The organism is Amycolatopsis sp. NPDC026612, from assembly GCF_040638285.1.
Lineage (GTDB): Bacteria > Actinomycetota > Actinomycetes > Mycobacteriales > Pseudonocardiaceae > Amycolatopsis.
Genome location: NZ_JBEZYB010000118.1, coordinates 1 through 20,083, shown reverse-complemented (window position 1 = coordinate 20,083; position 20,083 = coordinate 1). Strand labels below are relative to the sequence as shown.

Below are 20,083 nucleotides of genomic sequence, written 5' to 3'. Positions count from 1 at the left end.
CGCCGCGCAGCAACCGGTACGCGGCCGGCGACAGGGAAGCCGGGACCCCGTCGGTCAAGCCGGGCACGTCGAGGTGACCGACCATCACCGCGACCGGGCCGTAGTCGGCCACGTCGCGGTACGGCACCAGGTCGACCGCCCGCAGCTGGGCAAGCGGAGGCGTGACCACCGTGCCCGTGTGGGAGTCGCCCGAGCCGTGGCCGTGGCCCGGGAAGTGCTTCAGCACCGGCTGGACACCCGCGTCGCGAAGACCCGCCGCGAACGCTTTCGCGTACGTCTTCACCCGGGCCGGGTCCGGGCTGAAGGACCGATCGCCGATCACGTCGTCGTCCGGGGCGTCCGTGACGTCGGTGTCCGGGGCGAAGTCCACCGTCACCCCGCGGGCACGCAGCTGGCGGCCCCGTTCGGCGGCCAGCGTACGAACCTCGTCCGGGGACTTCGTCGCGGCCATCGTCCGGGCCGACGGCAGGTCACCGTCGAGGTCGTCGATGCGCTGGACGCGGCCTCCTTCCTCGTCGACCGACACGGCCACCGGCACCCGAGCCACGGCTTGGACCGCGGCCAGCGAGCGGTCTTTCAACAACGCTGTTGCGTTACCGCCGATGAAGATCCCGCCGACCTGGTGGTCGCGCACCAGGGACACCGTGGCCGCCGGATTGTCGCCGGAGACGCCCACGACGACCAGCTGCGCGACCTGGCCGCGGACGTCGAGCCCGTCCACCAGCGACGCGCAGTCGCCCGGCCGCGCGAGCCGCGACGGGGGAACGGGAGGAGCAGGAACAGGCGCCGGCGAAGGAGCGGCAGGCTGATCGGATGCCAAGGGCAGTGCCAGCCCGGACACGGTCTGCGGTTGCAGGCCCGCGACCAGCAGGCACCCGGCCACGATGCAGAACGCCACCCCCAGGGTGGCAAGACGTCGGCGGTTCATCGGTCCCTTCAGTCGTCCGGATATGCCCCGACGGTAGTCGACCGCAAACTTCACGGCGTGAAGAATGGCTCCGCGGCCGTTAGAGAATTCGTGAAGGCGTCCTCAGCAGACTGGATCCGGTCAGGATTCGGGGTGGGCGGAGGAGGGGTCGATGGACCAGGTGCGAGTGGCGGCGTGGGCGTCCGACCCGATCGCCCTGACCGGGCTGACCGACCACCTGAAGTCCCGCCCTGAGCTGCTGGTCCTGCCCCGCGCCCGGCGGGGCGAGGCAGCCGTGCTGGTGTTCGCCGTCGGCGAGGTCGACCGTGAGGCCATCGCCGCGCTGCGGGCCGCGGCCGCCGAGTCGCCCGCGGCGATCGTGCTGGTCGCCGGGCACGTCGATCCCGCACACCTGAGCCTGCTCGCCGACTGCCACGTCTCCGCCGTGCTGCCGCGGACCGCGCTCGACCGGCTCACCGGCAGCGTGCTCGCCGCCGCGCGGGGCCGCTCGTCTTCGCTGCGCGAGCAGGTCGAGGCCCTGGCCCACCAGGGCGGCGGCGCGGCGCTGACGCCGCGCGAGGTGGATGTGCTTCGCCTGATGGCCGAAGGCTGGGACACTGCCGAGATCGCGGGCAAGCTCTGCTACTCGGAGCGGACCGTGAAAAACGTCATCTACGCCATGACCAACCGGCTCAACCTGCGCAACCGGCCGCACGCGGTCGCGTACGCCGTGCGGGCCGGTGTGATCTGAGGAAGCCCTGTTGCGAACGATCGTCCGCCGGACCGCCATCGTGGTCGCCGCGTTGATCCCGCTCGCCGCCTGCAGCCCGGGAGACACGGGGGAAAAGACGAAGCTCACCATCGCGACCTTCGGCGAGTTCGGCTACGCGCCACTGATCGCCGAGTACGAAAAGCTGCACCCGGACATCACGGTGCAGAACCGCGTCACCGACTTCGACACCCACCACAAGGGCCTCGCGACCCAGCTCGCCACCGGGCACGGTGCCGCCGACGTCGTCGCGATCGAAGAGCAGTACATGCCGCAGTACCGCAAGGCGAAGGACAAGTTCGCCGACCTCGCCGGCTACGGCGCCCGCGACCTCGAACACCAATGGGTGCCGTGGAAGTGGGCGCAGGGCACCGACGGTGCCTTCGTGCTGGGCCTCGGCACGGACATGGGCAGCCTCGCCCTCTGCTACCGGCGCGATCTGTTCCAGGCCGCGGGCCTGCCGACCGGCCGCGAAGAGGTCGCGAAGCTGATCCCCGACTGGGACGCCTACGCCGCCACCGCCGAAAGGTTCACCGCCAAGACACCGAACGTGAAGTTCGCCGACTCCGCCGGGACCGTCTACACGGCGATGCTGAACCAGTCGCCGGAGAACTACTTCTCGCAGCGGGACGACTCCTTCATCGCCGACCGCAACCCGAGCGTGCGCACCGCTTTCTTCCTCTCCGGCGGCCTCGCCGCAAAGGGGCAGACGGCGGCGGCGACCACCTTCACCCAGGCGTGGAACGTGGCGATCAAGCAGGGATCCTTCGCCACCGTCGCGTGTCCCGCGTGGATGCTCAGCCAGATCAAGGAAGCCGGCGGGGACGCGAACCGCGGCAAGTGGGACGTCACGACCGTGCCCGGCAAGAGCGGCAACCAGGGCGGTTCGTTCCTGACCGTGCCGAAACAGGGCGCCCACCAGCAGGAGGCGTACGAGCTCGCCCGCTGGCTGACCGCCCCGGAGCAGCAGAAGAAGCTCTTCCTCTCCGACGGCATCCTGCCCAGCGAGCCCGCCGTGTACGAGGATCCGCAGGTCCTCGCGCACACCGACGCGTACTTCGGCGACGCACCGACCGGGCGGATCTTCGCCGCGTCGGCTGACCAGCTGCGTCCGAACTACCGCGGCCTGCGTGACGCCGACGTCCGGCCGGAGTTCGGCCGCGCGCTCGGGCGGATCGAGGACCGGACCGAAAACGTCGACCAGGCTTGGGCGGAAGCCGTCCAGCAGGCCCAAGCCGACCTGAAGTAGCCGCGCGTGCAGCACCGGCTCGCCCGTTTCGACCGCAAGGTCACGCCGCTGCTGCTCGTCGCGCCCTTTTTCGCCCTGTTCATCGTCTTCGGTGCCTTTCCGCTGCTGTACACGGCGTGGGTTTCGCTGCACGACTGGAACCTCCTCGAAGGCGACCAGGGTGCCTTCGGCCTCGCCAACTACGGCGCCCTGCTCACCGACCCGCGGTTCTACAACGCGCTCACCAACACGGTCGGGATCTTCCTGCTCGCCGCGGTCCCGGAGTTCCTGCTGGCTCTGGGCATCGCGGCGCTGCTCGACCGGCCGCTGCGCGCCGCGACCTGGTGGCGCACCGGGGTGCTGCTGCCGAACGTCGTTTCCGTGGTCGCCGTCGGGCTGGTGTTCGGGCAGCTGTTCAGCCGCGACTACGGCGTCGTCAACGAGGTCCTCGGCTGGTTCGGCGTGGCGCCGGTCAACTGGCAGGCGAAGACCTGGTCGTCGCACTTCGCCGTCGCGAGCATGGTGCTCTGGCGCTGGACCGGCTACAACGCCCTGATCTACCTGGCCGCGATGCAGGCTGTCCCCGGCGACCTGTACGAGGCCGCAGAGCTCGACGGCGCCTCGCGGTGGCGGACGTTCTGGTCGATCACCGTGCCCGGCATCCGGCCCGCGCTGGCCTTCACCGCCATCGCCGGCACGGTCAACGGCCTGCAGCTGTTCGCCGAGCCGCAGCTGTTCGACGCCGGTGGCTCCGGCGGGACCGGCGGCAACGACCGCCAGTTCCAGACGCTGGTCATGTACCTGTACGAAAAGGGCTTCACGCACTTCGACGCCGGCTACGCGGCCGCGCTGACCTGGGTGATGTTCGTGATCTGCGCGCTGTTCGCACTGGTCAACTACCGGCTCGTGCGCCGGTTCGTGAGGGCGGCGTGACGGCGGGGCGCAGGCCGGGCGGCTGGGTGTACGCCGCGCTGACCGGCGTGCTCGGGGCGTCCGTCTTCCCGCTGTACTGGTCGTTCGTCGTGGCCACGCGCGACAACTCGGCGATCGGGGAGACGTCGCCGCTGCTGCTGCCGGGCGGGCACCTGGCCGAAAACGTGCGGCGCGTCTTCGAGACCGTCGACTTCTGGCTGGCCATCGGGAACTCGCTGATCGTCGCGGGCACCGTCATGGTGGCCAACGTCGTGCTGGCGAGCCTCGCCGGGTTCGCCTTCGCGCGGCTGCGGTTCCGCGGCCGCAACACGTTGTTCCTGCTGGTCGTCGGGTCGGCGATGGTGCCGGCGCAGCTCGGTGTCATTCCGCTGTACCTCGTCGTCGGCGACCTGGGCTGGTACGGGCGGCTCGAAGCGGTGATCGTGCCGGCGCTGGTCAGCGCCTTCAGCGTGTTCTGGATGCGCCAGGCGTGCGAGAACGCGATCACCGCGGACCTCGTCGACGCCGCGACCGTCGACGGCTGCTCGATCCTGCGCACCTACTGGCACGTGGCCGTGCCCGCGCTCCGCGCACCGGCCGCGGTGCTCGCGATGCTCACCTTCATGGCCACGTGGAACGACTACTTCTGGCCGCTGGTGGTCCTCGACCCCAACGAGACGCCGACCGTGCAGGTCGCGCTGTCCCAGCTGGCCAGCGGCTATTACACCGACTACGCGCTGATGCTCACCGGCGCGACCGTCGCCGTCCTGCCGGTCATCGCGTTGTTCCTGCTGCTGGGCCGCTACATCGTGCGGGGCATCCTGAAAGAGGCCCCGGTATAGCCGTCGCGACGGGTTTCCGGTGGGCGCGGCGGCCGAGGGCAAGGTGCTCGGCGGCGTGACCGGCGCCGTCGCCTGCGACCCCAAGCCGCTACCTCGAGAACATCGCCCTGCCGGCCGATCGGGCCGGCGACGCGTGCGCCGACCATGCACGCGAGGCCCGGGCACGAGTTCTCGCCAGCGTTGAACTTCGCCCGGCGATTTCGGATGGCTCCTCGCCGGCGCACCTCAAAGCGCCCGGAAGTTCGACGGCATCCACCACCGGTTCTTCCGCGACCTGGTGCTGGGCCGCGGAGATCCGCGACAATGTCGCGGCCGACCAGGTCCGGCGCCCACCGGTCCGTGTTCCTGTTGCCATTCGTAGGCCGCCTGCGTTTCCAGCTCCGCCTGGGTTCGAAAGCGGTTCGGGCGCCGTCGTGTGTCACAACACCTATCCGCCGTACGGCGTGGTCAGCTCGACCGGCTCCGCCGGCACGCCGCTGCAGTTCACCGGTCAGTACACCGACGCGGAATCCGGGCTGGTGTACCTGCGGGCGCGCTACTACGACCCGTCCACGGCGCTGTTCCTCACCGTCGACCCCCAAGTGACCCAAACGAACACCGCGTACGCGTACGTCGGCGGAAATCCGCTGAACCTGACCGATCTGAGCGGTGAGTGCTTCATCGTCTGCCTTTCCGGTGCAGTCCGCCATCAAGTCGGCGGTGAGTGCGACGGACCACTTCATCCAGGCGCATTCGACGGCATCGTCCTGTTATCCCCAGCAGTGGGGTGGCTGCGCGCTCGGTGTGGCCGGCCTGGGCTTGACCGCCGGCGGCTGGACGGGCGGCAACATCGCGAAGAGTTTCGTGTTCGATGCGAAGCAGGCGCCGGGAGTGCTGGGGAAAGCAGGAAACTACTTCATGGCGGGGTTCAGCAAGTCGATGTCCTTCATGCCCAACCTCGGTTCAGTAGTATCGTCCGGGCTGGGGTCGGGTCTTGGCGACCGGGTCAACCACCTCTCGGCCGCGCAATGTGATCAGCTCACCGGCGGTCACTGATAAAGGGACGTGCTATGGGACGGGCTGAGTACTCGGTGCACCCGCTCGGCGATATCAGCCCGTCGTGGCGTGTCAAGCGAAAGATCCGAAAAATGCGCCGTGCGGGGCGGACGGGTGTCGTCGTCCACGCGATCATCCGCACGCCGTCGCAGGGCATGACTTTCAAGGACAATTCCGTGTGGGTGTCACGGGGCAGCGACAATTCCGCAAGAGTCAGCTCGCATTCCCGGCGGCCGAAGTGGCTGCCACTGCCCCCCGGCCGCCACTCGCTCGAGTTCCACGCCGCCCGGATCACCTCCTCGAGCGACTTCGAACGGAGCTTCGCCCTGGAGCGGGGGCAGATTCTGGTGGCGATCTGCTTTCCGATCCAGCCCTGGACGATCTTCGGGAAGAGCCCGTCGACCGATCGCTGGTACCTGGGCACCGTCTGACCTGGCGAACCCGGGGGAATGCCCCGAGCCGAACGTCCGGCCGAGCCGGCGTCTCGGCTGGGCCAACGCGCTAGGGGCGCCGGCGGAAGGCGTCGGCGACGCCCCAGCGTGACGGCGTCTCGAGCTTGCCCAGCAGCCGGGCGACGTGGGCCTGGACCGTCCGGCGGGGCAGCGAGAGCTCGGCCGCGATGTCCGGGTTGGACCGGCCCTCGGCGACCAGGCCGGCGATGCGGACCTCGATCGGCGTCAGTGACTCCCAGCCGTGGCCCGGCCGGATCGGCGAGAACAGGGCGCCACGGCGGACGCCGAGGCGGCGCAGCCGGGTTTCCGCGCGCCGCAGGTCCCAGCGCGCGGCCAACGCCGTGTAGAGCTCGGCGGCCTCCTCGAACGCCGCGTGCGCCGCGTCCAGCCGCCCCGCGCGGGCCAGCAGCACAGCCGCGTCCTCGAGCGCGGAAGCCAGTTCCGGGCGGCGGCCGGCCGCGCGGAAGTGCTCGGCCGTCGCCAGCACCGGTGCCGGGTCCTCCTCGATCAGCCCGCGGCACCACGACGCCGCCGCGTGGGCGCGCGCCGGACGCCGCTCCTTCGCCGCTTCTTCCTCGCACACCGCCAACGCCCGCCGGGCGCGGCCGACGTCGTCCTGCTCCATCGCCAGCCGCACGAACGCCGGCAGCCACTGGTGCCGCAGCATCATCTGCGCGTACGTCGGGTTCAGGATCGGTTCGAGGACGGCCAGCGCGCGGACCCGGTCGCCGCGCTGCTCGGCCGCCAGCGCGTCGGCGACCAGCAGGAAGTCGAAGCTCTCGCGCTCGGCGCCGGTCGCCGGGGCGTACTCCTCCGCCGCGTCGAGGTGGGCCGCGGCCTGGGCCCGGTCGTCCCGGCGGCCGGCGATCAGCGCCGCGACGCCGTGCAGCAGCAGCGCCGCCGGGCCGGGCTCGCGCAGGCCGTAGAACGTGATCGCCGGGCCGTCCTCGATGACCGTGTCCAGCTCGACCAGTGCCTCGTCCCAGCGGCCCTCCCAATACCGGTGCACCGCCGCGGACACCTGCAGCCCGACCGGCAGCGCGTGCCGGGTGGCGACTTCGCCCGCCGCGCACAGGGCATCGCCCGCCTCGGCCAGCCGGTCGAGGTTCTGCAGCGTGAACACGCGGTTGTCGAGCAGGTCCAGGTGCAGGTCGGCCAGTTCGTGCTCGTCCCCGACGGCCTCGATCGCCGCGTCGATGTGCGCGAGCGCGCGGTCGTGCTCGCGGCGCACCGAATCGACCAGCCACAACGACTGCAGCGCGTGCGCGGTCAGATAGGGGTCGCCGCCGGCGAGGGCCTTCGTCTCGTACGCCGTCCTTTCCGCAGCGTCCAAATCGGACAGATCGCCACGGCGGAAGTTGGCCAGCAGCTGGCGGTGCTTCCCCCGCCAGAGCTCCGGCACGGCCGGGTCGTCGACCGACGCGGCGAGCGTCGCGACGGCGCCTTCGGTGTCACCACGGCGATGCCGCAGCGCGGCGAGCACGTGCCGCATCTCCTCAACGGCGTCCGGCTCGGTGGCGAGGTCGAGGGCTTGCTGCGTCAGCGTTTCCGGGTTGCGTTCCAGCCGGAACAGCACCTTCACCAGCGCCACGAGCAGCGTCTCCCGGCGCGGGTCGGTGCCGGAGCACGCGGCCAGCGCGCGTTCCAGCAGCTCGACGGCGATCAGCGGGGCCCGGGTGGAGACGGCCGGGTGGTGCCCGGCGAGCCAGTCCAGCACCCATTCGTCCACCGTCGCCGGCGCCGCCACCAGCTGCTCGGCGACGCGCTTCACCGGGGCGCCGATCCCGGCGAGCGCCTCGGCGGCCTGCCGGTGCAGCGCCGCCCGCGTCGCGGCCGGCAGCCGGTCGTAGAGGGCCTGGCGCAGCAGGGGGTGGCGGAACGCCAGCTGCGTCCCGGTGTCGATGAGCACGTTCGCCGTGACAGCCTCTTCGAGCGGCGCCAGCAGGTCCGACGGCCGGGTGCCGAGCACCGCGGCGATGTCGCCGACGGCGAACTCCATGCCCAGCAGCGCGCCCCAGCGCAGCACTTCCTGCGTCCGCGCCGTCAGGAAGTCCAGCCGCCGGTCGACCGCCGCGACCAGCGACCGCGGTGGCTCGAACTCCGCCGGATCGTCGACGTCGGCCTGGCCACCGCTGACCTCCACCGCGCCGGCGCGCTGCAGGACGTCGACCATTTCCTTGACGTACAGCGGGTTTCCCGCACCGCGGGCGGCCAGCTCGCGCAGTCCCGGGCCGGGCGGCGCCCCGAGCTGGTCTTCGATCAGCCTGCCGACGTCCTCGCCGGTCAGCGGCGCGAGGTCGAGGACGACCCCGTCCCGCGCCTGGACGCCGCGGCGCAGCTGGGCGAGCTCGGCCCGGTCCGGCGCGGGCCGGGTCGCGGCCACCAGCAGCAGCGGCAGCTGCCGGGTCGCCGCGCAGAGCCGGTGCCAGACCAGCACGGACGCCTCGTCCGCCCACTGCAGGTCGTCGATCACCAGCACCTGCGGCGACTGCGCGCACAGCTCGTCCACCAGGGTCAGCAAGCGGTCGACGGCGCCGAGCACCGGGTCGGCCGGGCCCCAGCTGCGCCGCACCGGGCTCTCGCCCGCGAGCTCCTTCGCCACCCGCGCGCGCCGCGGGTCGGGTGAATGCACGTCGATCGCCAAGCACTCCAGCACCACCTGCAGCGGGAACCGGGTGCTCAGCTCGTCGGCGGCGGCCCAGAGCCGCTGGAAGCCGGGGCCGTCCCGCAGCGAGCCGGCGAGCAGCTCGGACTTGCCGATGCCGGCGTCGCCCTCGATCCAGACGGCGCGGCCGCGGCCGGCGCGGACGTCGGCGACGAGCTCGGCGAGCCGCGCGGTCTCGGTTTCCCGGCCGAACAGCCGGTGCCCGGTGACCACGATCGGCGCCGCGGGCGCGTCGAGGACCGGGTCCTGGGCGAGGATCTGCCGCTGGAGCCGCTGCAGCGCCGGGCCGGGTTCGACGCCGAGTTCCGCGACGAGCGTGGCGCGGGCGTCGCGGAAGACGTCGAGGGCGTCGGCGGGTCGTCCGCTGCGGTAGAGGGCGAGCATGAGCGACTCCCGCAGCGACTCCCGCAGCGGGTGCTCGCCGGCCAGCACCGCCAGCTCCGGCGCCAGGTCGAGGTGGCCGCCCAGCGCCAGCACGGCTTCGGCGCGCCGTTCGAGGGTGTTCAGCCGGAGCTCGGCGAGGTGTTCGCGGTGCCGCTCGGCGAACCCGCCGGGTACGCCGGAGAGGGCCTCGCCCTGCCAGAGCGCGAGCGCGTCGTCCAGTTCGACGACCGCCGCCCGCGGATCGCCCTGGTCGAGCAGCCGCTGCGCGCGCTCGCGGTGCCGCTCGAACAGGGCCGCGTCGAGCGCGTCTTCGCCGAGCAGCAGGGAGTACCCCGCCGGATCCGACACCAGGACGCTGGCCGCCGACCAGCGCGACCGGTCCGGCTCGAGGGCGCGACGCAGCCCGGAGACGTAGGTGTGGACGCTGCCTTCGACGCTCGCCGGCGCGGAATCGCCCCACACCCCGGCGATCAGCTCGGCACGGGGCACCGGGCGCCCGGCGTTGACCGCGAGCACCGCGAAGATCGCGCGCTGACGAGCGGGGCCGAGGCCGATTTCGGCCGTCCCGCGCCAGGCCCGCAACGGGCCGAGCACGCCCACTCGCAGGCCGGTGTCCGCATCGCCAGGCATGTCGTGCCGTCCCCTCTGGGACTTGCGTCCCAGACCCCATCCCCCAGGGACATCTCGGTACCGCGACTACTCCGGTGACCTTATCGACGTGGGAACCCCTGGTGAGGTTGCGCGCACCCGGCAAGCCGCGTGGTCACTCCCCGGCGGCGGCCCGCGACCGCACCGGGTTGGCCCGCCGGATGCCGAACGGCCTCATCCGGGCTTCCGCGCGCCGGACGTCCCAGACCGCGCCCATGCCGGTGTAGGCGGTCAGCGCGGTCCGGAAGACCGTGCGCGCCTCGGTCAGCTCGCCCGACTCGGCCAGCAAGAGCGCCGCGTCCTCCGTCGCCTTGGCCTGCTTGAGCAGCCGGCCCGCGGTCCGGTAGTGGCCGGCCGCGGTGAGGACCGGCTCGGGGTCGCCGGGGGCCAGGCCGCGGCAGTGCGCGGCCGCCGCGGCGTGGGCGGGCGGGACGTCGCCGTCGGGTTCGAGCAGCCGCAACGCCTGACGGGTGCGCTGCCGGTCGCCGAGCAGGGCGGCGATCCGGACCAGGTCGGGGAGCCACTGGTGGCGGGCGGCCGGCGGGTAGTTGTCCTCCAGCAGCGGCAGCAGGGCGGCCAGCGCCGCCTCGGGCCGGCCTTCCTGCTCGGCCAGCAGCGCCCGCGCCGCGAGGAGGAAGTCGCCGCCGTCGGGTTCGAGGCCCGGTGGCCACTGCTGCCGGTCGGCCGCGTCGAGGTGCGTCCTGGCCTGGTCCGGTTCGCCGCGGTGGCCGGCGATCAGCGCGCCGACGCCGTGGACCAGCAGGGCCGAGCCCGGGCTGCGCAGGACGTAGGACGCCGTTTCGGCGCCGTCGCGGATCACCGCGTCCAGCTCGGCCAGCGCCTCGGGCCAGCGGCCCAGCCAGTAGTAGTGCACCGCGCCGGCCAGGTGCATCTCGCCCGGCACCGCGCGGGTCGCGGCGATCCGCCGGGCGGCGTCGAGCGGCTCGGCGGCGTCTTCGAGGCTGTCGAGGTTCGGAACGGCGAGCGCCGCGTCGTCCAGCGGGTGCAGCCCGGCCGGCGCCAGGAACGTCTCTTCGCCGAGCTTTTCCAGCGTGGCCAGCAGTGCTTCGTGCCGTCCGCGCCACATCTCCGGGACGTCGGCGTCGTCGAGGGTCCGCTTGAGCTCGGCGGTCGCCTCGGCGAAGTCGCCGCGGCGGTAGTAGACGTAGGCCAGGATCCAGCGCATCTCGGCCGCGCGCCTGCTGTCGGACGTCCGCGCGACGACCGAGCGTGCCTCGGCTTCGGGTTCCCGGCCGAGCCAGAACAGCAGCCGGGCCAGGGTCGCGGTGAGCGTCTCCCGCGCGTCCGGCGGCAGCGTGCCCTGGGTGACGGCGTGGCGCAGCAGGTCGACGGCGACCCACGGGGTCGCGGTGGCGACCGTGCCGATGTGCTCCAGCAGCCACGCGGTGACCCACGGGTCCACCTGCGCGGGCGCGGCGGCGAGCTGCTCAGCGACGCGGTCGGCGGCCGCGCCCGCGGCGGCGAAGGCCTCGGCCAGCTGCCGGTGCAGCGCGACCCGCATCGCGGCGGGCGTCTTTTCGTAGAGCACGCGGCGCACCAGTGAGTGCCGGAACGCGAGCCGGTCACCCGACTCGACGAACACGCCGGACGCGATCGCCTCGTCCACCGCGCCGACCAGCGCGGTCGGCGCCCGCTCGGTGGCGACGGCGATGTCCGCCAGCGAGAACTCGTGGCCCAGCATGGCGGCCCAGCGCAGGGTGTCGCGGGTCCCGCTGGACAGGAAGCTCAGGTACAGCGTGATCCGCGAGCCCAGCGGCGGCGGGATGGTCTGGCACGAGGCGCTGTCCAGGTGCGCGTGGACGCCGTCGAGCACGATCATCGACTGCGCGAGCAGCGTCTCGATGACTTCCCTGACGTAGCGGGGGTTCCCGGCCGCGTAGGACACCAGCAGCTGCAGCCCGGGTCCGGGCGGCGCGCCGGCCAGCTCGGTGGCCAGCGCGCGTGTGGCGTCTTCGGCCAGTGGCGCCAGCGAGAGCAGGGTGATGTCATCGTTGTCGAGCTCGGCGCGCAGGTCGTCGAGCGCCGCCGGCCGCGGCACCGGACGGCAGGCGCCGACGAGCAGCAGCGGCAGCTGCCGCGTTTCCCGGCTCAGGTAGCGCCAGACCCGCAGCGTGGCGTCGTCCGCCCACTGCAGGTCGTCGACGACGAGCACCAGCGGGGCTTCCGCGCACAGCTCGCGGACCAGCCCGAGCAGGCCGTCGAGGGGGTCTTCGCCGGACTGCCCGGCGAGCCGCGCGGCCAGGGCGGCACGGCGTTCGTCGGTCGCGCGCGGGTGCACGCCGAGCGCGTCGAGCAACGGCCGCAGGGAGAACCGCTGGTCCAGCGCGTCCGCGGCGGCGAAGGCGGGGTTGAGGTCCCGGGCCGTGGCCAGGAGTTCGGCGATCAGGGCGGTCCGGCCGCTGCCCGGCTCGCCTTCGAGCCACACCGACCGGCCCGTTCCGGCACCGAGGGCGGCGACGGCTTCGCGAAGCCGGTCGAGTTCGGCCTCCCGGCCGACGAAGATCTCCGCTCGTTCCGGCAGTGCCGCGGCGGGGAACCGCGCCGGACGCGGGGGTGGCGGCGGTTTCGGTGCCGCCGCCGCGGCGGGTTTCTCCAGCAGCTCGTCGTGCAGCCGCCGCAGTGCCGGGCCGGGTTCGGTGCCCGACGACTCGACGAGCCGGTCGCGGACGTCGGCGTACACCGCGATCGCCTCGGTCCGCCGTCCGGCCTGGACCAGGGCCCGCATGAGCAGCCCGCGCACCGTCTCGCGGAAGGGGTGTTCGCGGCTCAGTGCGGTCAGTTCGGCGACGAGCCCGGCGTCCCCGCCGGCTTCCAGCACGACTTCGGCGCGCCGCTCGATGGTCGCCAGCCGCACCTCGGTGAGCCGGGCGCGCTGGGCGGCAGCGAACGGCCCGGGCAGGCCGGACAGCGGGACGCCGTGCCACAGTCCCAGCGCTGCGTCGAAAGTTTCGCGCGCCCCGCGGAGATCGCCCGCCGCGTGCCGGCGTTGGGCCTGCTCTCGCAGGGCTTCGAACCGGTGGACGTCGATCGCTTCGGCGTCGACGCGAAGCGAGTAACCGGAACCGATCGACGCGAGCAGCTGCGGGCCCTCGCCCTTGACGCGGCCGGGCTCGAGCGCGCGGCGCAGCCCGGAAACGTAGGTGTAGATGGATCCCTGCGCGCTCTGCGGTGGCGCGTCACCCCAGACGGCGTCGATCAGCTCTTCGCGCGAAACCGTGCGGTTCGGGTGCATCGCCAGTGCGGCGAGGACCGTCCGCCGGTGTGCGGAGCCGAGGTCCAGCTCCACGTCGTCCTGCCAGGCTTTCAGTGGACCCAGCAGCTGGAGTCTCGGTGCGGAGCCGTCCGCGGCCGACATCGGTCTCCCTTCGTGCGCGACGAATCGTCACGCGCCGGATGCCTGCCGTGAGCATACGCGGACGGCGTGAACCGGCAGGCAAGGATGGCGGACATTCGGGCAACGGCACGCGGGCGGGGTTCCGCGCCGCACCGGCGTGCGTCAGGCTCGGGAAGCCCGAGAGGAGCTGCGCATGCCGACCGAAGACATGCAGCGGGCCGCCGCCTGCTTCGCGTACGCCGTCGAAGCGGCCCGTTCCCGGCTTCGCGACGTCAACAGCGAGATGGCGACGGCACAGGCGTCGTGGCGTGGGGAGGCGTCGGTGCGGTTCGGCCAGGCCATGAGCGACTGGGAGCAGGAGTTCGACGTGATCTTCTCCCGGCTGACGGAACTGCTGGAGGCGACCGGCGGCACGATGCCGCGGCCGCGCCTGCCGTGACCCGGCTCGAGTTCGGCTTCGCCGACCTGGTGCTGGACCGGATGGGCGCGATCACCGGCGAGCTCGGCGAACTGCTGGCCGACCTGGAGTCCCGGGTGGAGCCGGGGCTGGCCGGCTGGACTCCCGAAGCGCGGGAGGAGTACCTGCGCGCCCAGCGCGACTGGGCCCGCGCGGCCGAGCGGATGCCCGGCTGCCTGGAGCGGGCGCGGGCGGCGTTCGGCGAGCTGGTGACTTCTTCACGCGCGTGAAGACGGAATAGGGAAGGCGTGAAGACACGCCGTCCACACTGCTTCCATGAAGCCCGTCGAAGTGAGCGTCCTCGCCTCGGACCCGATCACGCACGCCGGCGCGGTGAGCCTCCTGGACGCGCATCCGGATCTCCGGCTGACCGACCTCGTGCCGGACGTGCTGCTGGTGATGGAGGACCACGTCAGCGAAACCGTCCTCGGCGAAATCCGCGCGGCCAAGGCGTCCCACGTCGTGCTGGTCGTCGAGCACTTCCGCGAGAGCGACCTGATGGCGGTGCTGGAGAGCGGCGTCGTGGCGATCCTGCCGCGCCGCGAGACCGGCGGCGCCGAGCTGGTGACGGCGGTGCTCGCCGCGGGTGACGGCACGGCCAACCTGCCGCCACGGCTGCAGGGGGCGCTGCTCACGCAGGTGCAGCGGATGCGCAAGGACGTCCTGGAGCCGAACGGGCTCACGCTGTCCGGGCTCGCGGCTCGCGAGTGCGATGTGCTGCGGCTGGTCGCCGAGGGGTTCGGGACCGAGGAGATCGCGGCGAAGCTGTGCTACTCCGAGCGGACCGTGAAGAACGTCCTGTACGGCCTGATGACGCGCTGCGGCCTGAACAACCGCGCCCACGCCGTCGCCTACGCGCTGCGGGCGGGCGCGATCTGAGACGTTTTCCCTGCCGCTGTCACCCGTTGGTGGGCTAGGGTCGCGATCATGGTGCTCACGGCAGTGGAGATCGCGGCCTCCGTCCGGGCCGGGAGCCTCGATCCGGTGCAGGTGACCAAGGACGCGCTGGACCGGATCGCCGCGGCGGACGGCGTGATCGGCGCCTTCCGCCGGGTGCGCACCGCCGAGGCACTGGCGGAAGCCGCGGAGGTGGCCGGGCGGTCCGATCTCGCCTCGCTGCCGCTGGCGGGAGTGCCCGTCGCGGTCAAGGACGTCACGGAGCTGGCCGGCGAATACGCGTCGCACGGTTCGCAGGCGGGACCGTCCGCGCGGGCCGACGCGGACGGCGTGCTCGCGACGCGGCTGCGGGCGGCGGGTGCGGTGGTCATCGGGCTGACGCGGGTGCCGGAGCTGTGCATCTGGCCGATGACCGACACGCCGGACGGCATCGCCCGCAACCCCTGGGACCCGACGTACGCCTCAGGCGGCTCGTCCGGCGGCAGCGCGGCGGCGGTGGCGGCCGGGCTGGTCCCGCTGGCGCACGGCTCCGACGGCATGGGCTCGGTTCGCCTCCCGGCGGCGATGTGCGGACTGGTCGGCCTGAAGCCGGGCGCGGACCTGCTGGCCGAAGGCGGCTGGTTCGGCATGTCGGTGCACGGGTCGATCGCCACGACGGTCGCCGACACGGCGTTGTTGCTGTCGGTCCTGGCTTCCTCGCCTTCGCTGGCTTCGGTGGAGCCGCCGTCCGCGGTCCGCATCGGCATGTCGACGACGGTGCCGGTGCTGCGCACCCCGGTCCCGAAGGAGCTGGTGGCGGCGGTCTCGACGGCGGCAGGCCACCTGGCGGCGGCCGGTCACGCGATCGCACCGGCAGCGCCGCGCTACCCGGCGACGATGGTCCTGGGCATGACGGCCCGCTGGCTGGCGGGCCCGGCCGTCCAGGCCCGCGACTTCGACACCGGCAGGCTGCAGCGGCGCACCCGGGCGCACATCCGCGCGGGTCGGCTGGCCGAGCGGGCGGGCCTGATCCGCGAGAGCACGCGGCAACGCTGGCTCTCGCGCGCGGAGGAGTTCTTCGCCGCGCACGAGGTGCTGATGACGCCGACGCTGTCGCACTGGCCGGTGAAGGCGGGCCGCTGGCACGAGAAGAGCTGGCTCGCGAACGTCCTGCCGTCGACGCGCTTGGCCGGGTTCACGGGCCAGTGGAACTTCGCGGGCTACCCGGCGATCACGGTCCCGATCGGCCGCGCGGCCACGACGGGCTTGCCGACCTCGGTCCAGCTGGTGGCGCGCCCGGGAGGGGAGTCGCTGCTGCTGGGCTTGGCGGCCCAGCTGGAGTCGGCGAACCCCTGGCCCCGCACCGCCCGCAACTGACCGTCGGCGGCCCCGGAACTGTCGGTGCCCGCCGGTAGCGTGAAAAACGGGGGCTGCTCAGGTCGGGAGGCCGGTTGCCGGCCGAGCGGGTTCCGTCGGGGTCGCTCAAGCTGGGCGGCAGGTGTCGGCCGAGCGGATTCCGACCGGCGGGCTGCTGAGGCCGGGTGGCCGTTTCCGCGAGCGGATTCCGACGGGGGTTGCTGAGGCCGGGCGGCAGGTGTCGGCCGAGCGGATCCGCTGAGCGGATTGCCCCGCCGACGTCGCTCAGGAACCCGGCTTGCCCGCCGCCGGAGCCAGCGGCTTCGCGCCGTTCCCATTGCCGTTCGCCGGCTTCGTCGCCGGGCCGTTCGGCTTCGCCGGCGCGTTGCCCGGCTTGGCCGCGGCCGGTGCCGGCTTCGGCGCCGCACCGGTCTTCGGCGCCGGCTTGGCCGCCGCCGGGATCGACGGCTGGACCACCGGGACCACCGGTGCCGCCGGGGTCGTCGGCGAGTCCGCGGCCGAGTCGCCGCCGACCAGCTTCGAGGCCTGCGGGATCACCGCTTCCTCCGGCAGCGGCGCGAGCTGCGTTTCGCTGCGGTTGAGGATGTCCTCCGCCATCGCGAGGCTCTTGCGCGCCTGCTCGCGGATCTCCGCCAGCCGCTCGACCTTGCGGTGGGCCGCCGTCGTGCGCTGGGCCGCCTGGGTCGTCGCCTCGTCCAGGCGTCGCTTGGCCTCCGCGGTGGCCTCGTCGAGGCGGCGCTTGGCCTCGGCCGTCGCCTCCGCGATCCGGCGCTCGGCCTGGTTCTTGCTCGCCGTGCGCTGGTCGGCGATGTGCTTCTCCAGCGCGGCGTTCTGGGCCGCCTGCGTCGCCTCGAACTCGCGCTCGATCTTCCGCCGCTTCCGCTCCGCCTCGTTGTCCAGCAGCTCTCGCCGCTGGGCCGCGTCGACCGTCAGCCGCTGCACCTCGGCGCGCGTCTCCGCCAGCGCGCTCTCGTGCTCGGAGTGCAGCAGGTCGGCCTGCTTGTCCAGCTCGGCGACCAGCTTCGTGTAGCGCTCACGCAGCTTCGTCGACGCCTCCGTCGAGGACGCCCACGTCTTCTCCGCGGCCGCCTCGGCGCGCTTGATGATCTCGTCGGCGCGCGCCTGGGCGAGGGTCACCGTGCGCTGCATCCGCTCGTCGAGGTCCTCGAGCCGCTCCGGCGGCTTCTTCAGCTCCTCGATGCGCGCTTCCAGCGCCGCGACCTGCTGCCGGACGGACTCGGCCTCGCGGGTCGCGGCGGCGGCCTGCGCCGCCGCGGCGTCGCGTTCGCTGAGCACCCGGCGCAGCTGGGCCTCGACGTGGTCGAGGTACTGCCGGACCTCGTTGCGGTCGAAGCCGTGCCAGGCCTGGGTGTACTCACGACGGAGGGGGAGGAGGCCGTTGAGGGCGGTTGCGGCGGGGTCGCGCTCAGGAACCATGGGCCCGACCGTACCCGGGCACCCGCCGCCTCCGCCTTCCGGCTTAACGAATCACCAACACGTGTCGCCGTGTCGCCGGAATGGCCTCACCCTCGAAACACTGCGTTACCAGTGGAACCCGCGCGAAAGGCGGGCGAGAGCCATCGCCGCGCGCGAGAGGTGTTTCTCGCCACGCCCGATCTTCAACTCGCCCGAACCGCCCGCCGCGGTCGAATCCGGGAAGATCCGGAAACCCTGGTACGCGATCGCGTCGGTGAGGCCCGGGGTGAGCGTGTAGGCCAGCCCGATCGCCTGCCCGGCCGGGGTCCCGATGTGCTTCGGCCGCTGGACGAGCGCCTTCATGACCATGTTCGCGGCCTGTTCCGGCGACTTCGTCGGGAACGCGTCGTAGATCTTCGTCGGCCGGATCATCGGCGTGCGCACCAGCGGCATGTGGATCGTGGTGAAGGTGATCCCGTCGCCGTGCGTCTCGGTCGCGGCGATCCGCGAGAAGTAGTCCAGCGCCGCCTTCGACGCGGCGTACGCCGAGAAACGCGGCGCGATGCCCTGGACGCCGATCGACGAGACGTTCACGATGTGCCCGAACTTCCGCTCCGACATGTGCGGCAGGACCGCGAGGATCAGCCGGACCGCGCCGAAGTAGTTGATCGCCATCGCGCGCTCGTAGTCGTGCATCCGGTCGTAGGACAGCTTGATCGACCGGCGGATCGACCGGCCGGCGTTGTTCACCAGCATGTCGATCCGGCCGTGCTCGGCCAGCATCGCGTCCACGGCCTTGTGCACCGAGTCCTCGTCGGTCAGGTCCGCCGGGTACACCGACGCCGTGCCGCCGGCGGCGACGATCTCGTCGCGGACCTCTTCGAGTTCGTGCTGGCGGCGCGCCACGAGCAGCGGGACACCGCCCGCGGCCGCGACCTTCAACGCCGTCGCCCGGCCGATGCCCGACGACGCGCCGGTGATGATCACGCGCCGGCCGTCCAGTTCGCCGCGCGGGCCGTGCGTGCGCGCGCGGAACGGGTCGAGGTGCTCGCGCCAGTAGCGCCACAGCGTCGGCGCGTAGTCCTCCAGCCGCGGGACCTCGACGGTGCCGGCCAGCGCCTTGCGCGTCTCGGTCGAGGAGAACACCGACGGGAACGCCATCGTGTCCAGCAGCACCGGCGGGATGCCGAACCGCTCCATGACGGCGTCGCGGGCGATGGTGACGCCGGGGATGTGCTCGGTCAGCTTGACCAGCCCGACGATCCGCTTCGAGAGGCCCTCGCCCAGCTGCACGCTGATCGTCGGGGCGCCCGCGGCCCGCGCGAAGGCGTTGTACACCGAGACGACCGGCTGCGGCTCGGGGTTGACCAGGTGGAAGGCGTGGCCGTCGAGCCCCGGCTTGACCACCAGCTCCAGCAGGGCCTTGGCGACGTAGTCGACCGGCACGATGTTGGTGTCGCCGAGGTCCGGGCCGACGACCGGCAGCACGTCGGGCAGCCCGGCGAGCCGGTTGATCGCTGGGAAGAGGTAGTACGGGCCGTCGATCTTGTCCATCTCGCCGGTCTCGGAGTGCCCGACGACGACGGCGGGGCGGTACACCCGCCACGGCACCCGGTCCTGCTCGCGGACGATCTTCTCGGCTTCGAACTTGGTCCGGTGGTACGGCGTGACCAGCCGCTGCCCGGCGTCGAACATCTCCTCGGTGAACACGCCTTCGTGGTCGCCGGCGACGGCCACCGACGACACGTGGTGCAGGCAGCCCGCGCGCAGGTCCGCGGCGAGGTCGACGACGGCCCGGGTGCCGTCCACATTGGCCTTGATGCTGGTTTCGTCGTCGGCGGTGAGGTCGTAGAGCGCGGCGAGGTGGACGATGTGGTCGACACCGCCGCGCAGCTGGTCGCGGTCGGTTTCGGACACGCCGAGCAGCGGCTCGCCGAGGTCGCCGGTGACGAGCGTGACGCGGTCGGAGTGCGGCCACTGGTCGACCAGTGCGGCCAGCTTGGCCCGCGAGGAGGCGCGCACCACGAGGGCGACGCGGTCGTCGTCGGGGCGGGAGAGCAGCAGCCGGGTGAAGTGACGCCCGATCAGTCCGGTCGCCCCGGTCACCAAGAACGTCGCCATTGTCTTCACACCTCTCGCCGCCACAGCCCTGACCTTGGGCATTCTGCTGCATGGCGACGCGTACGACCACCGTGTCGAAACGTGATGTTACCCACGAGTAACTTAGCTGGGGTCCGCGATGACGACGCGGTTCTCCTCGTAACCGTCCGATCCGCCGACCCAGCGGCCGCCGCAGGTCACCAGCACCACGCGGTGCGGGCCGGACGGGCCGAACAGGGTGTCGGCGCGGGCCGGCAGGTCGCTCTTGTGCACCGTGACCAGCTGCGATATCCGGTACCGCCACGTCTTTCCCGCACTGTCCACAATGGTCACTTCGGCCCCGATCCGGGCGGTCCACAGCTCGGCGAACGGCCCGGTCGCGCCCCGCCAGTTCACGTGGCCGGCGAACACGCTCGCCCCGCCCGCCGCGTCGAGTGACGCGCCCCACCACGTCGCCTGCCCGAGGTCGGTGGGCACCGGCAGCTCGCCACCCGGACCGAGGTCCGTGCGCACCAGCGCCGCCGTCCCGCCGGCGGGCAGCCGGAGGGTGCCGGGCCGCTGCTGCGGTGGCGGGGACGGCGGTGCCGTTCTTCCCGGACAACCAGGCCGCCGGCGAGGCGTACCTGGACCTCTACACCTACTTCCACCCGGAGATCCCGC

Annotated in this window: 15 protein-coding genes and 2 pseudogenes; 11 read left to right on the top strand and 6 right to left on the bottom strand. The window is 72.7% G+C overall.

Annotated elements, in window-relative coordinates; all coding sequences use genetic code 11:
- Window positions 1–898: glycoside hydrolase family 3 N-terminal domain-containing protein (locus AB0F15_RS42335; RefSeq protein ID WP_360283087.1), on the bottom strand; the 898-nt coding region annotated here is incomplete at its 3' end.
- Window positions 899–1,079: 181 nt separating this feature from the next.
- Here AB0F15_RS42335 and AB0F15_RS42330 point away from each other — a divergent pair.
- The 7 genes and pseudogenes from AB0F15_RS42330 to AB0F15_RS42300 all read left to right on the top strand — a co-directional run bounded on the left by AB0F15_RS42330 (window position 1,080) and on the right by AB0F15_RS42300 (window position 6,124).
- Complete coding sequence (locus AB0F15_RS42330) at window positions 1,080–1,658, top strand: LuxR C-terminal-related transcriptional regulator (protein ID WP_360283085.1); 579 nt, start codon at window positions 1,080–1,082, stop codon at window positions 1,656–1,658.
- Window positions 1,659–1,668: 10 nt separating this feature from the next.
- Window positions 1,669–2,925 (top strand): extracellular solute-binding protein, encoded by a 1,257-nt coding sequence (locus AB0F15_RS42325; protein WP_360283083.1) that lies wholly within the window; start codon window positions 1,669–1,671, stop codon window positions 2,923–2,925.
- Window positions 2,926–2,931: 6 nt separating this feature from the next.
- Entirely contained in the window at window positions 2,932–3,837 is a 906-nt protein-coding gene (locus AB0F15_RS42320) for a sugar ABC transporter permease (RefSeq protein WP_360283081.1), read from the top strand.
- A complete protein-coding gene (locus tag AB0F15_RS42315) occupies window positions 3,834–4,658 on the top strand; it encodes a carbohydrate ABC transporter permease (protein ID WP_360283079.1) in 825 nt (274 codons plus the stop codon). The genes AB0F15_RS42320 and AB0F15_RS42315 overlap by 4 nt, the downstream gene beginning before the upstream one ends.
- A gap of 413 nt (window positions 4,659–5,071) precedes the next feature.
- Window positions 5,072–5,296 (top strand): annotated as a pseudogene (locus AB0F15_RS42310) (RHS repeat-associated core domain-containing protein); the annotation flags it as partial.
- A 37-nt stretch (window positions 5,297–5,333) separates the two neighbouring features.
- A complete protein-coding gene (locus tag AB0F15_RS42305; protein ID WP_360283089.1) occupies window positions 5,334–5,693 on the top strand; it encodes a hypothetical protein in 360 nt (119 codons plus the stop codon).
- A 14-nt stretch (window positions 5,694–5,707) separates the two neighbouring features.
- Window positions 5,708–6,124 (top strand): hypothetical protein, encoded by a 417-nt coding sequence (locus AB0F15_RS42300; protein ID WP_360283077.1) that lies wholly within the window; start codon window positions 5,708–5,710, stop codon window positions 6,122–6,124.
- A 70-nt stretch (window positions 6,125–6,194) separates the two neighbouring features.
- On the opposite strand, the gene AB0F15_RS42295 is transcribed toward AB0F15_RS42300, so the two are convergent.
- Both AB0F15_RS42295 and AB0F15_RS42290 read right to left on the bottom strand, forming a co-directional pair.
- Window positions 6,195–9,824 carry a BTAD domain-containing putative transcriptional regulator gene (locus AB0F15_RS42295; protein ID WP_360283075.1) on the bottom strand — a complete coding sequence of 1,210 codons (3,630 nt, stop codon included), beginning with the start codon at window positions 9,822–9,824 and terminating at the stop codon, window positions 6,195–6,197.
- Between the two features lie 133 nt (window positions 9,825–9,957).
- Window positions 9,958–13,218, bottom strand: coding sequence for a BTAD domain-containing putative transcriptional regulator (locus AB0F15_RS42290; protein ID WP_360283073.1), 3,261 nt, complete (start codon window positions 13,216–13,218; stop codon window positions 9,958–9,960).
- Between the two features lie 172 nt (window positions 13,219–13,390).
- Between AB0F15_RS42290 and AB0F15_RS42285 the strand changes: the two genes are divergently transcribed.
- From AB0F15_RS42285 to AB0F15_RS42270, 4 genes are read left to right on the top strand one after another with little or no spacing between them, the layout of a single operon-like run.
- Window positions 13,391–13,636 (top strand): WXG100 family type VII secretion target, encoded by a 246-nt coding sequence (locus AB0F15_RS42285; protein WP_360283071.1) that lies wholly within the window; start codon window positions 13,391–13,393, stop codon window positions 13,634–13,636.
- Complete coding sequence (locus AB0F15_RS42280) at window positions 13,633–13,884, top strand: hypothetical protein (RefSeq protein WP_360283069.1); 252 nt, start codon at window positions 13,633–13,635, stop codon at window positions 13,882–13,884. The genes AB0F15_RS42285 and AB0F15_RS42280 overlap by 4 nt, the downstream gene beginning before the upstream one ends.
- 46 nt (window positions 13,885–13,930) lie before the next feature.
- Window positions 13,931–14,533, top strand: coding sequence for a response regulator transcription factor (locus AB0F15_RS42275; RefSeq protein WP_360283067.1), 603 nt, complete (start codon window positions 13,931–13,933; stop codon window positions 14,531–14,533).
- A gap of 48 nt (window positions 14,534–14,581) precedes the next feature.
- Complete coding sequence (locus AB0F15_RS42270; protein ID WP_360283065.1) at window positions 14,582–15,907, top strand: amidase family protein; 1,326 nt, start codon at window positions 14,582–14,584, stop codon at window positions 15,905–15,907.
- Between the two features lie 264 nt (window positions 15,908–16,171).
- On the opposite strand, the gene AB0F15_RS42265 is transcribed toward AB0F15_RS42270, so the two are convergent.
- The 3 genes and pseudogenes from AB0F15_RS42265 to AB0F15_RS42255 form a co-directional block, all read right to left on the bottom strand.
- Entirely contained in the window at window positions 16,172–17,344 is a 1,173-nt protein-coding gene (locus tag AB0F15_RS42265; protein ID WP_360283063.1) for a cell division protein DivIVA, read from the bottom strand.
- A 105-nt stretch (window positions 17,345–17,449) separates the two neighbouring features.
- Entirely contained in the window at window positions 17,450–19,444 is a 1,995-nt protein-coding gene (locus AB0F15_RS42260; protein WP_360283061.1) for an SDR family oxidoreductase, read from the bottom strand.
- 102 nt (window positions 19,445–19,546) lie between these two features.
- A pseudogene (locus AB0F15_RS42255) lies at window positions 19,547–19,987 on the bottom strand (class F sortase); the annotation flags it as partial.
- Window positions 19,988–20,083: the final 96 nt, after the last annotated feature.

What these genes read in the sequence shown, in the direction of transcription:
- AB0F15_RS42330 (WP_360283085.1), top strand. Translation starts at nt 1,080, where the DNA reads ATGGACCAGGTGCGAGTGGCGGCGTGGGCGTCCGACCCGATCGCCCTG.
- AB0F15_RS42300 (WP_360283077.1), top strand. Translation starts at nt 5,708, where the DNA reads ATGGGACGGGCTGAGTACTCGGTGCACCCGCTCGGCGATATCAGCCCG.
- AB0F15_RS42295 (WP_360283075.1), bottom strand. Translation starts at nt 9,824, where the DNA reads ATGCCTGGCGATGCGGACACCGGCCTGCGAGTGGGCGTGCTCGGCCCG.
- AB0F15_RS42290 (WP_360283073.1), bottom strand. Translation starts at nt 13,218, where the DNA reads ATGTCGGCCGCGGACGGCTCCGCACCGAGACTCCAGCTGCTGGGTCCA.
- AB0F15_RS42285 (WP_360283071.1), top strand. Translation starts at nt 13,391, where the DNA reads ATGCCGACCGAAGACATGCAGCGGGCCGCCGCCTGCTTCGCGTACGCC.
- AB0F15_RS42275 (WP_360283067.1), top strand. Translation starts at nt 13,931, where the DNA reads ATGAAGCCCGTCGAAGTGAGCGTCCTCGCCTCGGACCCGATCACGCAC.
- AB0F15_RS42270 (WP_360283065.1), top strand. Translation starts at nt 14,582, where the DNA reads ATGGTGCTCACGGCAGTGGAGATCGCGGCCTCCGTCCGGGCCGGGAGC.
- AB0F15_RS42265 (WP_360283063.1), bottom strand. Translation starts at nt 17,344, where the DNA reads ATGGTTCCTGAGCGCGACCCCGCCGCAACCGCCCTCAACGGCCTCCTC.
- AB0F15_RS42260 (WP_360283061.1), bottom strand. Translation starts at nt 19,444, where the DNA reads ATGGCGACGTTCTTGGTGACCGGGGCGACCGGACTGATCGGGCGTCAC.